Origin of the sequence: Ghiorsea bivora (genome assembly GCF_000744415.1) — a bacterium.
GTDB lineage: Bacteria > Pseudomonadota > Zetaproteobacteria > Mariprofundales > Mariprofundaceae > Ghiorsea > Ghiorsea bivora.
This window is the reverse complement of sequence record NZ_JQLW01000001.1, coordinates 34,700-47,618: the sequence shown is the minus strand read 5'-3', so window position 1 is coordinate 47,618 and position 12,919 is coordinate 34,700. Positions and strand designations below refer to the sequence as shown.

General features: G+C 43.5%; 17 protein-coding genes. 16 read left to right on the top strand and 1 reads right to left on the bottom strand.

Going from position 1 to position 12,919, the window contains the following annotated elements; genetic code table 11:
• From wecB to DM09_RS00205, 10 genes are all read left to right on the top strand, one after another.
• Positions 1-1,128, top strand: coding sequence for a non-hydrolyzing UDP-N-acetylglucosamine 2-epimerase (gene wecB / locus DM09_RS00250; protein ID WP_038246553.1), 1,128 nt, complete (start codon positions 1-3; stop codon positions 1,126-1,128).
• A 1-nt stretch (position 1,129) separates the two neighbouring features.
• Positions 1,130-1,987 (top strand): dTDP-4-dehydrorhamnose reductase family protein, encoded by an 858-nt coding sequence (locus DM09_RS00245; protein WP_038246551.1) that lies wholly within the window; start codon positions 1,130-1,132, stop codon positions 1,985-1,987.
• 4 nt (positions 1,988-1,991) lie between these two features.
• Complete coding sequence (locus DM09_RS00240) at positions 1,992-3,212, top strand: glycosyltransferase family 4 protein (protein WP_038246549.1); 1,221 nt, start codon at positions 1,992-1,994, stop codon at positions 3,210-3,212.
• Complete coding sequence (locus DM09_RS00235) at positions 3,209-4,156, top strand: UDP-glucose 4-epimerase family protein (RefSeq protein ID WP_038246546.1); 948 nt, start codon at positions 3,209-3,211, stop codon at positions 4,154-4,156. Before DM09_RS00240 ends, DM09_RS00235 begins: the two co-directional genes overlap by 4 nt.
• 68 nt (positions 4,157-4,224) lie before the next feature.
• On the top strand, positions 4,225-4,479 hold the full coding sequence (locus DM09_RS00230) for an AbrB/MazE/SpoVT family DNA-binding domain-containing protein (protein ID WP_038246543.1): 255 nt from the start codon (positions 4,225-4,227) through the stop codon (positions 4,477-4,479).
• A complete protein-coding gene (locus DM09_RS00225; RefSeq protein WP_038246542.1) occupies positions 4,473-4,844 on the top strand; it encodes a type II toxin-antitoxin system PemK/MazF family toxin in 372 nt (123 codons plus the stop codon). The genes DM09_RS00230 and DM09_RS00225 overlap by 7 nt, the downstream gene beginning before the upstream one ends.
• 23 nt (positions 4,845-4,867) lie before the next feature.
• Positions 4,868-5,428, top strand: coding sequence for a sugar transferase (locus tag DM09_RS00220; RefSeq protein ID WP_038246540.1), 561 nt, complete (start codon positions 4,868-4,870; stop codon positions 5,426-5,428).
• A 19-nt stretch (positions 5,429-5,447) separates the two neighbouring features.
• Entirely contained in the window at positions 5,448-5,972 is a 525-nt protein-coding gene (locus DM09_RS11455) for a glycine cleavage system protein R (protein ID WP_038246538.1), read from the top strand.
• A 9-nt stretch (positions 5,973-5,981) separates the two neighbouring features.
• Positions 5,982-6,473, top strand: a complete 492-nt coding sequence (gene def / locus DM09_RS11450) for a peptide deformylase (RefSeq protein ID WP_038246536.1) — start codon at positions 5,982-5,984, stop codon at positions 6,471-6,473.
• A complete protein-coding gene (locus DM09_RS00205; protein ID WP_038246535.1) occupies positions 6,470-6,847 on the top strand; it encodes a VOC family protein in 378 nt (125 codons plus the stop codon). The genes def and DM09_RS00205 overlap by 4 nt, the downstream gene beginning before the upstream one ends.
• A gap of 87 nt (positions 6,848-6,934) precedes the next feature.
• Here the strand turns inward: DM09_RS00205 and DM09_RS00200 are convergent, their stop codons facing one another.
• On the bottom strand, positions 6,935-7,222 hold the full coding sequence (locus DM09_RS00200; RefSeq protein ID WP_038246533.1) for an EscU/YscU/HrcU family type III secretion system export apparatus switch protein: 288 nt from the start codon (positions 7,220-7,222) through the stop codon (positions 6,935-6,937).
• 93 nt (positions 7,223-7,315) lie between these two features.
• Between DM09_RS00200 and DM09_RS00195 the strand changes: the two genes are divergently transcribed.
• From DM09_RS00195 to DM09_RS00170, 6 genes are all read left to right on the top strand, one after another.
• Positions 7,316-8,650 carry a M16 family metallopeptidase gene (locus DM09_RS00195; protein ID WP_038246532.1) on the top strand — a complete coding sequence of 445 codons (1,335 nt, stop codon included), beginning with the start codon at positions 7,316-7,318 and terminating at the stop codon, positions 8,648-8,650.
• Positions 8,650-9,954 (top strand): M16 family metallopeptidase, encoded by a 1,305-nt coding sequence (locus tag DM09_RS00190; protein ID WP_232507705.1) that lies wholly within the window; start codon positions 8,650-8,652, stop codon positions 9,952-9,954. Before DM09_RS00195 ends, DM09_RS00190 begins: the two co-directional genes overlap by 1 nt.
• Positions 9,955-9,990: 36 nt before the next feature.
• Positions 9,991-10,836, top strand: coding sequence for a response regulator (locus tag DM09_RS00185; RefSeq protein ID WP_038246530.1), 846 nt, complete (start codon positions 9,991-9,993; stop codon positions 10,834-10,836).
• Between the two features lie 14 nt (positions 10,837-10,850).
• Positions 10,851-11,387 carry a 16S rRNA (guanine(966)-N(2))-methyltransferase RsmD gene (gene rsmD / locus DM09_RS00180; protein WP_051937837.1) on the top strand — a complete coding sequence of 179 codons (537 nt, stop codon included), beginning with the start codon at positions 10,851-10,853 and terminating at the stop codon, positions 11,385-11,387.
• Positions 11,384-11,866: a pantetheine-phosphate adenylyltransferase gene (coaD, locus tag DM09_RS00175; protein ID WP_038246527.1), complete on the top strand. Its 483-nt coding sequence runs from the start codon at positions 11,384-11,386 to the stop codon at positions 11,864-11,866. The genes rsmD and coaD overlap by 4 nt, the downstream gene beginning before the upstream one ends.
• Before the next feature lie 108 nt (positions 11,867-11,974).
• Entirely contained in the window at positions 11,975-12,910 is a 936-nt protein-coding gene (locus DM09_RS00170) for a dihydroorotate dehydrogenase (protein WP_038246524.1), read from the top strand.
• The last annotated feature ends 9 nt before the right edge of the window (positions 12,911-12,919 follow it).

Here is a 12,919-nt window from a genome sequence, read left to right as displayed (position 1 = left end):
ATGCTAAAAGTAATGACGATCGTAGGCACAAGACCTGAAATTATTAAGCTTAGTGAAGTGATAAAAGAGCTTGATAAGTTCACTCAGCATATCATCGTACATACAGGCCAGAATTATGATTATGAACTGAATGAAATTTTCTTTGAGCAGTTGGGTGTGCGTAAACCAGATTTTTTTCTTGAAGCCATGAAGGGCACAGCATCAGAAACAATCGGTGACATTATTGCTAAAGCAGATGCGGTTATTGTTGCGGAAAAACCAGATGCAATTTTGGTGTATGGGGATACCAACAGTTGTTTATCTGTGATTCCAGCCAAGAAAAGAAAAGTGCCTATTTTTCATATGGAAGCTGGAAACCGTTGTTTTGATCAAAGGGTTCCTGAAGAGATTAATCGGAAAATTGTTGATCATTTAAGTGATATTAATATGCCGCTTTCTGAGCAGGCTAGAGACTATTTGATTGCCGAGGGAATACGCCCTGAAACGATTATCAAAACAGGTTCATCCATGTTGGAAGTCTTGAATGCAAATATGGATAAAATATTGGCTTCGGATATTTTAGAAAAAGAAGGATTAGAGCCTAAGCAGTACATTCTGATGAGTGTTCATAGAGAGGAAAACGTTGATTCGGAGAGCAATTTTTCAGACTTATTAGAGTCGATTGATGAGATGAGCCATGTTTATCAAATGCCCATTATTGTTTCTACGCATCCTAGGACACGCAAAAAGCTTGAAATGATGAATTATACATCGACCAACCCATTGGTTCGTTTTTCTAAGCCTTATGGTTTTCATGAATACAACAAACTTCAAATGGAAGCATTTTGTGTGATTTCCGATAGTGGTACGATTGCCGAAGAGGGATCTCTTCTCAATATCCCTGCGATTACCATTCGCCAAGCGCATGAGCGACCTGAAGGCATGGATGAAGGCACGTTAATTATGTCGGGCTTGAAGAAGGAAAGGGTGTTGCAGGCAATTGAAGTGGTTACAAAACAGCATGATGATACTCATAGACCGATGAAAGTGGTTGCTGACTATGATGTGGATAATGTATCGAAAAAAATTGTAAGAATTATTCTTTCTTACACGGATTATATCAATCGTACAGTTTGGCAGAAAAATTAAGATGGGCAAAAAAGTTTTGGTTTTAGGCTCCATGGGTATGGCAGGGCATGTGATGGTTCATACTTTACGCAAGCAAAGAGAGTTTAAAGTGTTTGGTGTTGCGCGACAAGAGGGTGCTTTTGTTGATGAAGTTTTAGATGTTTCTGATTTCCCAGCGTTAAAAGCCTATATTCTAAAGTTGAAACCAGACTATATTGTGAACTGTGTAGGGGTGCTTGTTGCCCAAGCGCAAGAAAACATCACAACTGCAATTTTATTGAATAGCTACCTGCCTCACTTTTTGGCAGAGCTTGGTGGCCAAGAAGGTTTTAAACTTATTCATATTAGTACGGACTGTGTGTTTTCAGGTAAAACAGGTGCATATACAGAGTCATCATTTCGTGATGGCGATGATAATTATGCGCGTTCCAAAGCTTTGGGTGAGGTCATCAGCGATCAACACTTAACGATTCGCACTTCAATTATTGGTCCTGAATTAAAAAATGATGGTACAAGCTTGTTTGACTTCTTTCTCAAGCAGCAGGGTACGCTTCATGGGTATACTCAGGCTATATGGTCAGGTGTAACAACAATAACTTTGGCGCAAGTTGTTGTGCAAGCCATCAGTGATGATGTGTCAGGTTTATACCATCTAACCAATGGTCACCCCATTAATAAGTATGAACTTTTGTTGCTATTTAAGAAGCATACGGGGCATAAAGTGGAAGTGCTACCCGTTGAGGGAAAACATGTGAACAAAAGCTTCCTAGATAGCAGAAAGCTTCTGCAAAACTTGGTTCCTGATTATAATCAAATGATTGAAGATATGGTTGTGTTTATGCGAGAGAACAAAAGACTGTATCCGCATTACACCCTTTAATGCATTGAAAGTTTTAATTGTATCACAGTATTTCTGGCCAGAAAGCTTTCGTATTAATGATTTGGCGCTCGCTCTAAAAGAAAAAGGGCATGATGTTGCTGTGCTCACAGGTATACCAAACTATCCAGCGGGAAAGGTGTATGATGGGTATACATGGTGGTCAAAGCGCAGAGACAACATGGATGGTATTCCTGTTGTACGCGTTCCTCTTTTTGCGCGGCGGGAAAGTAAAGGTTGGCAGTTGGCTTTAAATTATTTGTCGTTTGTTTTCTTTGCCTGCTTGTTAGCTCCTTGGATGTTACGCAAGCAATCTTTTGATGTTGTTCTTACCTTTGAAGTCTCACCCGTCACCGTTGGTATCCCTGCAATTTTGATGGCAAAGCTGAAGTCAGCCCAACACTTCTTTTGGGTTCAAGACTTATGGCCTGAAACACTTTCTGCCACTGGGGCAGTTCAATCACCTAAAATATTATCGGCTGTTGGGCGGTTGGTGCGTTGGATTTATAAACATTGCGACATTATTTTGGTGCAATCCAAAGGTTTTATCAAACCTGCGGTTGTAGCAGGGGCAGAAGAGGAGAAAGTTTATTACTTTCCGAATTGGGCTGAGGCTTTATATCAGCCTATAACACTACCTTCTCATGCAAAAGAGCGAGAAGAAGTGCCAAGTGATGGTTTTGTGGCGATGTTTGCAGGAAACTTAGGCTCCGCGCAATCGTTGGAAACGATTGTTGAAGCTGCGAAGCAATTAAAAGATGAAAATATTTATTGGGTCTTTTTGGGTGATGGGCGAAGGCGAGAATGGTTAGAGAAAGAAGTTTCTGAACAAGCTCTGACAAAGGTTAAGGTGCTTGGGCGGAAAGCAATGGAAACCATGCCAGCCTATTTTTCACTGGCAGATGTGATGTTGGTAACACTTAGAGATGACCCAGTAATGGCAACAACCATTCCAGGTAAAGTTCAATCGTATTTGGCATGTGGTAAGCCTATTATTGGTGCTCTTAATGGCTCTGGGCAAACTGTCATTCAAGAGAGTGGTGCGGGTTACTGTGTGGATTCAGGGGATGAGCATGGTTTTGCTCAATATGTTTTAAACATGAGTAAGCTTTCAGCAGATGAGCGAGCTCAAATGGGGAAAGCAGCGCGAGAATATTACCTTGTTCACTTTGATAGGGAATACTTGGTTCAAAAATTGGAACAACACATGCAGAAATCAGTATCATGAATGTTTTGGTTACAGGAGCAACGGGTTTTGTTGGTTCAGCGGTGGTTCAACGATTCAGTGAGCAAGGGCATGTTTATGCCGCTGTTCGTAAGCCAAGTGATATGTTTTCTGAAGAAGTGAAGCAGGTCATCGTTGGTGATTTGACAGTAGACACCGATTACACCGGTGCAGTGAAACATATGGATGTTGTGGTGCATACTGCTGCGCGTGTACATGTGATGGATGATGATTCAGTAGACCCTTTGGCTGAGTTTCGCAAAGTGAACGTACATGGCACATTGAACTTAGCAAGGCAGGCTGCTGATGCAGGTGTGAAGCGATTTGTATTTATCAGTTCGATTAAAGTAAATGGTGAAACCACAACGGGTAAGCCACCTTTTTTGCCAGATGATATCTATCAAACGACTGACCCTTACGGATTATCCAAGCTTGAAGCTGAACAAGGTTTATTCAGGCTGTCGCAGGAAACAGGTATGGAAGTAGTCGTGATTCGTCCACCGTTGATTTATGGTCCAAACGTGAAGGCGAACTTTAGAAAACTGATTGAAACGGTAGATAAGGGTGTTCCCTTGCCTTTGGGCGCGGTGCATAATCAACGTAGTTTAGTTGCGTTGGATAATTTGGTGGACTTTATTGTGCTGTGTACGACACACCCCAAGGCAGCCAATGAAACCTTCTTGGTTTCAGATGGTGAAGATGTTTCAACCACCGAGTTATTGCAAGAAATTGGCAAAGCTTTGGGTAAACCTGCGCGCCTTATTCCGGTGCCTGTAAGTTTAATGACATTTGCAGCCAAACTTGTGGGCAAAGAAGATGTAGCAGAGCGGTTGTTTGGTTCGTTGCAAGTGGACAGCAGTAAGGCACGCGAGTTATTGGGCTGGCAGCCTGTAGTAACGATGGATAAACAGTTAAAGAAAACTGTTTATCCATATCTTAGGAAGTAAAAATCCTTGCATAACCCTGCCTCTATGTTTAAACTTATGTTTAAACGTGCGTGCTTAGGAGTCAGCTTATGAAAGAAGTCATGCTAGATATTAAAAAGTGGGGAAACAGTTTGGGTGTTCGTTTGCCTGCAGTGATTGCCCGTGAAGCACATTTGCATAATGACCAAAAAGTTAAAGTGTCGGTTATCGACGATAAGGTTATTATCACGCCTGTTGAACAAGCCTCTTTAACGCTGGAGCAGCGGTTAGAAAAGTTTGACCGAGCTAGGCATGGTGGCGAAGTGATGAGTGTTGAAGAACATTTGGGTGCTGAGAAGTGGTGAAGCCAGCTAAGCATTGGATACCATCAAGAAAAGAAGTGATTTGGATGGACTGTAACCCACAGGCTGGTCGTGAAATGAGGGATATGCATCCATTTTTAGTGCTAAGCCCACAAAATTTTAATGATAAAACATCTTTGGTCATTGGTTTGCCGATGACAAGCGCAGCATACAATGCGGATAACCCCTTTGCCGTAGCAGTGGGAAAAGCTAAGGCAAATAAAGTTGGCTATGTGCTTTGTCATCAACCCAAATCATTTGATTGGCGTGCAAGACGAGCGAAGCCCCATCCTTTAGGCATGTTGGAGCAATCTCTTTTTCGCGTGGTTTGTGAACGGTTAAATCAAATTATGATGCTAAATGAATAAGCTCATGGGAGGGGGGGAGTCGCATGAAAAGACTATTTGATTTCACTCTCGCTTTGATTGCATCGGCAATTTTGCTTGTGCCGATTATTTTGGTGGCAATGGCTGTGCGTTTAACATCCAAAGGGCCTGCGCTGTATTGGTCGGACAGGGTAGGCAAAGATAACCGAATATTTAAGATGCCCAAGTTTCGTAGTATGAAGGTGGATACACCAGCTGTTGCGACACATTTGCTGCAAGACCCTAAAAGTGTGCTTACACCGATTGGTGATTTCTTGCGGAAATCAAGTTTGGATGAGTTGCCGCAACTGTGGTGTATTTTGAAAGGGGACATGAGTTTTGTGGGGCCGCGCCCTGCTTTGTTTAATCAAGATGACTTGGTTTCCCTACGCACAGAAAAGGGTGTGCATCAGCTTGTGCCAGGTTTGACTGGTTGGGCGCAGGTCAACGGGCGCGATGAGCTTCCGATTCCGCAGAAGGTAGATTTGGATGTGGAATACAGTGATAAACAATCATTTTTCTTTGATATTTATATTTTGTGGTTAACCTTTATCAAAGTGATGCGTAAGGATGGGGTTTCCCACTAAAAGTAAACGAGGTGCAAACATGAAACAGTCTATTTTATTATCCATTTCAGGAAAAGACAGAGCAGGTATTGTACGAGATGTGAGTGAAGTGCTGCTTCATGCGCAAGCAAATATTGAAGATTCATCCATGGCGGTGCTGCGTGGGCGGTTTACCATGATGTTGATTGTGGAATTGGCAGCAGGTGGTGATGTTACAGCCCTAAAAGCTTCGCTCGCAGCATTAGAGCAACGCACAGGTTTAAGCGTGCAATCACAAGTGTTGAGCGATGATGAAGCAAGCTTGATTCCGCAAGAGCCTGATTGCGTGATTACGGTCAGTGGTGCAGACCAGTCGGGTATTGTGTTTGCAGTGACTGATGCGTTGGCGAATATGGATGTGTCCATTGCCGATGTATCCACGCGTGAGCGTAGTGGGGTGTATATGATGGCGTTGGAAGTGGTTGTGGGTGAGCATCTGCAAGGTTTATCTGATAAGCTTAAAGTGGTTGCAGATAAGCTTGGTGTATCCATTGAGGTGCATTCGCTTGATGATGGGGTGATGTAAACTTTACCCATGTATGAATTGCTTACTTTGCCTGATGAACGGTTGCGGAAAAAATCATTACCTGTTACCCAGTTTGATGCCAAGCTGCATGATGTTGTGAGGCGCTTGGAAGCGGCGATGTTGGCGGGTGCTGGCGGTGTAGGTATTGCGGCTCCACAGTTGGGGGTGTTGCAGCGTATTATTATTGTGGATTGCTCCTTGGGTTTACATAAAAATAAAAACCATGGTCGTTTAATTATGGTGAACCCTGAAATCATTGAACACGATGGCGAAGCCTTGGGGCGTGAAGGCTGTTTGTCTGTGCCTGAATGGGTGGGTACTGTACCACGGGCGAGGCGGATTACTGTGCGCTATCAGGGTTTAGATGGGCAAGTACATGAACTGTCTACCAAAGCTTTTGAAGCGCGGGTGATTCAACATGAAATCGACCATCTGGACGGTATTCTTTTTATCGATAAAGTGGTGTCGACCAAAGACTTGATTCGTAGGATGGATGTATGAGCACTGCTTTTCATCATGTGGCTATCATCGTTTCCGACTTGCTTAAGGCGAAGTTAGTGTATGGCGATATATTGGGTTTAGAACAAGATATTCGCCCAGACCTCAATTTTGCTGGGTTGTTTTATAGTTTGGGTGGTGGGCAGCAGCTGCATATTATGCTGTTGGATAATCCAGATTCAGCAAGTATAAAACCTAAACATGGTGGACGTTATCGTCACTTTGCCTTGTCTGTTTCCAATCTTGAAGCCATTAAAATGAAACTTGAACACAATGATATAGTCTATACGCAAAGTAAGTCAGGTCGTGAGGCAATTTTCTTTTATGATTTTGATGGTAACGCGGTTGAGTTAATCCAAATACAAAACAACTGCTAAATGAGGGGTAGTTTAGTGCGCAATGTTTCTGGCGTATAAGTGGTTTATAGCTGCTGAATCACTGAAGTGGGTGATATAACCAACCTGCTATGGTGGCGTAGGTTTGCCCATTTTTTGATCCATGTTGTAGAGAAAGGCAAGGAGCTCAGCAACCAGTTGGTATGCTTCTTCGGGGATTTCTTGTCCAACAGGCACTTGTGCTAAGAGTTGTGCAAGCTGGGTGTCATTATGAATATGTATGTTATTTTCTTTGGCTAAATTGAGGATTGCTTTGGCAACCTCACCATAACCTGAGGCTAACACTTTTGGTGCAGCATGGGTTTGGGTATCATAACCAATGGCGACGGCGGCTTGCTGTTCACGAATTTTCTTCATCTTCTATTCATCGCTGTTTTTTCAGAATGCTTAACCTTCATGAAAGCATAGGTTAGCTTTCAGATTCAAATTTTAAGGCTGGAGTTATTGTTGATGCGAAAATTATTATGGATCACTGTATTTTTTCTGAGTTTTGCGACAACTGCACAGGCGGAATTACAACAGGCAAGTTTTAACAATGGTGTCAAACTTATTGTAGAAGAGGACCATTCTGCACCAGTGGCCATGGTGCAGGTTTGGCTTAAAGTGGGTGGGCGTGATGAGGTGCCAGGTAAAACGGGGCTGGCACATGTGTTTGAACATATGATGTTTAAAGGTTCTAAAAAATTGGCGGCAGGTGAATACTCTAAAATCATCTCAGCCATGGGCGGCAATGATAATGCCTTTACATCCACGGATTATACGGCGTATTTTGAGACTGTGCCTGCAGCCGAAGTTAACCGTGTTTTAAAGATGGAAGCCGAACGTTTCGCTAATCTTAAACTGAGGGACAAAGATTTTCAGAGCGAAATTAAAGTGATTATGGAAGAACGCAGGATGCGCACTGAAGATGATGCTAATTCGCGTATGTTTGAAGAGTTATCCGCTGCATCGCTGCGTTTACACCCATATCGCAACCCTGTGATTGGTTGGATGCAGGATTTACAAGCATTAACCATTGATGATGTAAGAGCCTTTTACAATAAACATTATGTATCAGCCAATGTGACAGTTGTGGTGGTGGGTGATGTGGACTTTAAGCAGGTTAAAAAGGTTGTGGGTAAAACCTTTGGCAAGATGAAAAAAAGAGCTGTTGAACCAAGGTTCAATCCCACGGAGCCAGAGCCTTTGGGTGCAAAACGGGTGATTGTAGAGCTTCCAGCTCAATTACCTATGGTTGCTTTCACGTTGCCCGTGCCTTCTTGGGTGCCCGGTCAGAATGATAAAGAAGCGGCAGCTTTAGCTTTGGCGACAGAGATTTTGGCTGGTGGAAAATCAGCAGTATTACATCAGGTGTTGGTTAATGAGCAGCGTTCTGCGGCAGGGGTGGGAGCAGGTTATGACCCATTTACAATGGGGCTGGATTTATGGTATGCCTATGGTGCGCTTGGTATTGGGCAAAACGTGGCGACGTTTGAAACCAACTTCTGGGCACTGATTAGTGATATGGGCAAACATTTACCGAATGCACGTCGTTTTGCAGCAGCCAAACGTAGCTTGATTGCCAATGCAGTGTTTGCACAAGACTCTTTATACCTACGCGCTAAGCATATTGGTATTTTAGAAACAGTAGGCATTGGTGCGGCACAACAAGATAAATGGTTGGATTTGATTCGTGCCGTCAAACCTGAAGATGTGCGTGATGTTATTGCACGTTGGTTGAAACCCAATCGTGCCACCACGGGTATATTGCAACCGAAACATAACGTAGCAAGAAAGGGGGCATAATGATGAAAGTTTGGATGTTTTGTTTAGGTTTATTGGTGAGCAGTCAAGCCGTTGCAGCACCTGTGGTACAACAAAAAATACTGGATAATGGGTTAAATATTTTATTGATAGAAGCACACAATGTGCCCATGGTGGCGATGAAATTGGTCGTGCCAGCGGGCAGCCGTTTTGATGCGAAAGGTAAGGCGGGTTCAGCAGCACTATTGTCAGCCATGCTTACTGACCATACACAAAAACATGATGATCAAGCATGGGCAGCCAAGTTGGATGATGCAGCGATTCGTTTGGCTAGTGGCGTGGATAAAGATACCATGTCTTTTTCGCTCACGGTTTTGCGCGAGGCTTTGGATGAAGGTGTGCAGGCGTTGTCAGAAGCGGTATTGCAGCCGGGTTGGAATCAGCAAAGATTTGAATTTTTACAGCAAAATGCTATTTCAGCAGTCACCAAAGCAAGAGAAGAGGCCACAACTTATGCGGCTGAAGAAGTGAATAAACTATTGTTTCCCAACCACCCTTATGGACATGCTGTGTCGGGTGATGTGCAGTCGTTGAAGCGTATCCATTTGAAAGACTTACAGCAGGTGTACCAGCAACAAGTGAAACCGAACGGTGCGGTGTTGGCAGTCAGTGGTGACATTACGATGGATGCGTTGGTTGCGGCTCTAAAACCGTATTTAAATGTTTGGCAAGGTAAACCTGTGCATGTTTTCTCTGATATCAAGTCACCCCAACCCAGTGCGCAACAATCAGCGTTTGTAACATTAGATAAACATCAAGCTTTGGTTGAGTGGGTGCGGCTTGGCCCATCGCGTCATCATCGTGATTACAAGGCTTTGTTGGTGTTAAACCATATGTTGGGCGGCGGTGGGTTTGGCTCTCGGTTGATGGAGGAGATTCGTGAAAAACGTGGGCTTGTGTATGGTGTATATTCATTCTTTCAACCGTTAGAGACCAATGGTGCGTACACCATACGTTTGTTAACCAAGGCAAACCAAGCTGCTGAAGCAGAGGCGGTGTTGCGAGATGTGTTGAAAGATTTAGCTGATGGGCATATTAGTCAAACAGACTTGAATAAAAGCAAGCGAAATCTGATGGGTAGCTTTGCACAGCGTATGGATTCTAATCGGGAGCGGGCAGGTCTGTTGGCCATGATGGGGGTATATAAACGCCCTTTGAATTATTTGCAAAACTGGACGAAAAGCGTGAGTTCAGTCACACTTGCAGATGTTAAACGGGTGGCAAAACAATATTTACAGCCCAAAGATTGGAAGCGTGTTTTGGTTGGCCCTGATGGGGTACAATAGCAAAACAAGTGATGTCATGGGCAAGGTGAGGGAAAAATGAAGACAGTATTAGTGGTTGAAGATTCCAATACCAGTCGTGATGTAACCAGCCACTTTTTACAACAAGGTGGTTTTCGTGTCTTGGAAGCTGAAGATGGTGAAGATGCCTTAAATATTTTGCGTAGCCGTCATGTAGATTTGATTTTAACCGATATTATGATGCCTAATTTGGATGGTTGGGGATTATACAGAGAAATTCGAGCGGACAAAAGTTTTAACCTGACACCATTTGTCTTTCTTTCTGTGTTGGATGAAATTGATGATCAAGTTAAAGGGTTAACCTTGGGTGTAGATGACTATTTGGTGAAACCCGTGACTCCTATGCAGCTGATTGCTCGGGTGAATACAGCATTGATGCGCAGCGAGCGGTTGGAGCAATATTTTTACCGCAACCCTGTTACAGACCTTGAAACAGAGCAGTATTTTTATCAGCGGTTTAATCAAGAGGTTGATCGCTGTCGTGCAGCTCAGCAGCCATTGAGTTTGGTGGTGATTGGCATTGGCAACTATGTATCTCTGGTGCGCGGTCATGCCGATTGGTTTGCTGAAAGTGCGGCAAGAGAAGCGGGTAGCTTAATTCGTGAGAAAACACGTTCTTATGATGTGGTCGCAGATATGGGGCAAGGTCGGTTTGCTGCTTTGTTGCCCAATGTGAAGGCTGAAAAAGCGAAAACTTGGGCTGAGCGTTTAAATCAAGAGTGGGACTTATCTTTGGTTTGGCCTGAAACAGAGCAAAACATTGCGGTAGATATTGGTTTTACCTGTGATGATTTATCGCCTGGCGATGATAATGCTTTGGCGATTCTGAAAAAGAATCTTGGCTCGTTTGAACGCAAGTGGTAACACCTTAATTTAAAGTGCGAATTACAGCTGGAGATATGCGTGGGCGCACGATGCGTGTGCCTGATATAGAAGGTTTGCGCCCAACACCTTCACGGGTGCGTGAAGCATTGTTTAATATTCTTGGTGATTTGCATGATGCATCGGTATTGGATTTGTTTGCAGGTAGTGGGGTGATTGGGCTTGAAGCCTTATCGCGTGGTGCAAGTAGTGTGCTTAGTATCGAATCCGATAGGACTGCCTGCCAAGCCATGAAGGTGATTGAAGAATCATGGGGTATTGAAGGATGGCGTATTCAATCTGCTTCATTGCCCAAGGCTTTACCTGCAGGGCAATATTTTGACTTTATTTTTGCTGACCCACCTTACAACACAGGGCTTGCTGCGCAAATACCCACATGGTTAGCCAAACAAGGCATAACTTATGAAAATTTGGTGATTGAAGAATCATCACGCTCACGTTTGCAATGGAAACAAGATATTTTTCCCGTTCAAACGCGCAAATACAGTGAAACAACATTGTATTTTTTTGCTGCCAATACCGAAACACCATGATGAAAACAGCTATTTATCCAGGCACATTTGACCCGATAACCATGGGGCATGTGGATGTTGTACAACGTGGGTTAAAACTTTTTGATAAGGTGATTATTGCAGTTGCAGATAACCCTAAAAAAAGCCCAATGTTTGATGTGCAAACGCGATTGGATATGGTGAATGCAACATTTACCAATGAAAATCGTATCCAAACCTTAAGTTTTGATGGTTTATTGGTCAATTTGGCACAGACACACCAAGCCACTGCTATTTTGCGTGGTTTACGCGCCGCATCAGATTTTGAATATGAATTTCAATTGGCTGCAATGAATCGTAAGTTGGATGCAGACATTGAATCGGTTTTTGTGATGGCACGTGAAGAATATACCTTTGTTTCATCCAGTTTTATTCGCGAAATTTCGAGCATGGGCGGCGATGTGAACGCATTGGTGCCAGCTGCTGTTCGAGTTTATTTGCCGCAAAAAGGAAAAAAGTAACATGATATATCATTTAAAAGGCCAAATGCATGGGTGTATTGATACGATGGCAAAACACATAAGCCCAAGTTTACATGTGTCTGCGTATGAAGCGATAGAGGTAGACAGATGAGTGTATCTACACCTGATTTAAGTGTTGAATTTGCAGGGTTAAAGTTACAAACACCATTGGTGCTATTATCGGGATGTGTAGGGTTTGGTGAGGAATACACGCGTATTGAAGGTTTTTCTAACAAAGATGTGGGCGCAGTGATTCTTAAAGGTACAACCGTTGAGCCGCGTATGGGTAATGCACCGCACCGGGTGTATGAAACACCATCGGGCATGTTGAATGCGATTGGTTTACAAAACCCAGGTACACGTTATGTGATTGATGAAGTGTTGCCCCATTTGCCGCATGAGGACACCCAATTCTGGGCAAATGCCAACGGTTCAACACTTGATGATTATGCCGAAGTGGCAGCCATGTACGATGATTCACCTGTGACGGCAATTGAAATTAATATTTCGTGTCCCAATGTGAAAGAGGGTGGTGTACATTTTGGTAATGACCCTTGTATGGCTGCCAAAGTGGTGGAAGTGATGCGGGCGCAAACATCCAAACCTTTGATTACCAAGCTATCCCCAAATAACGCGGATATTGCAGAGACAGCTCGCCTTTGCATAGAAGCAGGCACGGATGGTTTATCGGTAATTAACACATTGGTAGGTATGGCTGTCGATGTCGAAAGTCGAACACCTGTGATTGGTAATATTTCAGGTGGTCTTTCAGGGCCTGCGATTAAACCTGTAGCACTTTGGAAAATTCATCAAACGCGCGCGGTTGCTGATCAGCACAATATCCCAATTTTAGGGCAGGGTGGTTTAACCACACCCAAAGATGCCTTGGAATTTGCGATCACTGGTGCCTCAGCTTTGGGTTTGGGTACAGGGTTGTTTTATGACCCGCTATTGTGTCGCAAAGTATTGCATGCTTTGTCGGACTACCTTACCAAACATAAGCTGGAAGCCTATCAAGATTTGGTGGGAAGTTTACGTATTTGATGTGCGTGG

Excerpts from the sequence above, each read along its gene's own strand:
- DM09_RS00235 (WP_038246546.1), top strand. The coding sequence starts at position 3,209 with ATGAATGTTTTGGTTACAGGAGCAACGGGTTTTGTTGGTTCAGCGGTG.
- DM09_RS00220 (WP_038246540.1), top strand. The coding sequence starts at position 4,868 with ATGAAAAGACTATTTGATTTCACTCTCGCTTTGATTGCATCGGCAATT.
- DM09_RS00195 (WP_038246532.1), top strand. The coding sequence starts at position 7,316 with ATGCGAAAATTATTATGGATCACTGTATTTTTTCTGAGTTTTGCGACA.
- coaD (WP_038246527.1), top strand. The coding sequence starts at position 11,384 with ATGATGAAAACAGCTATTTATCCAGGCACATTTGACCCGATAACCATG.
- DM09_RS00200 (WP_038246533.1), bottom strand. The coding sequence starts at position 7,222 with ATGAAGAAAATTCGTGAACAGCAAGCCGCCGTCGCCATTGGTTATGAT.
- wecB (WP_038246553.1), top strand. The coding sequence starts at position 1 with ATGCTAAAAGTAATGACGATCGTAGGCACAAGACCTGAAATTATTAAG.
- DM09_RS00230 (WP_038246543.1), top strand. The coding sequence starts at position 4,225 with ATGAAAGAAGTCATGCTAGATATTAAAAAGTGGGGAAACAGTTTGGGT.
- def (WP_038246536.1), top strand. The coding sequence starts at position 5,982 with ATGTATGAATTGCTTACTTTGCCTGATGAACGGTTGCGGAAAAAATCA.
- DM09_RS00190 (WP_232507705.1), top strand. The coding sequence starts at position 8,650 with ATGATGAAAGTTTGGATGTTTTGTTTAGGTTTATTGGTGAGCAGTCAA.
- DM09_RS11455 (WP_038246538.1), top strand. The coding sequence starts at position 5,448 with ATGAAACAGTCTATTTTATTATCCATTTCAGGAAAAGACAGAGCAGGT.
- DM09_RS00170 (WP_038246524.1), top strand. The coding sequence starts at position 11,975 with ATGAGTGTATCTACACCTGATTTAAGTGTTGAATTTGCAGGGTTAAAG.
- DM09_RS00185 (WP_038246530.1), top strand. The coding sequence starts at position 9,991 with ATGAAGACAGTATTAGTGGTTGAAGATTCCAATACCAGTCGTGATGTA.
- DM09_RS00205 (WP_038246535.1), top strand. The coding sequence starts at position 6,470 with ATGAGCACTGCTTTTCATCATGTGGCTATCATCGTTTCCGACTTGCTT.
- DM09_RS00245 (WP_038246551.1), top strand. The coding sequence starts at position 1,130 with ATGGGCAAAAAAGTTTTGGTTTTAGGCTCCATGGGTATGGCAGGGCAT.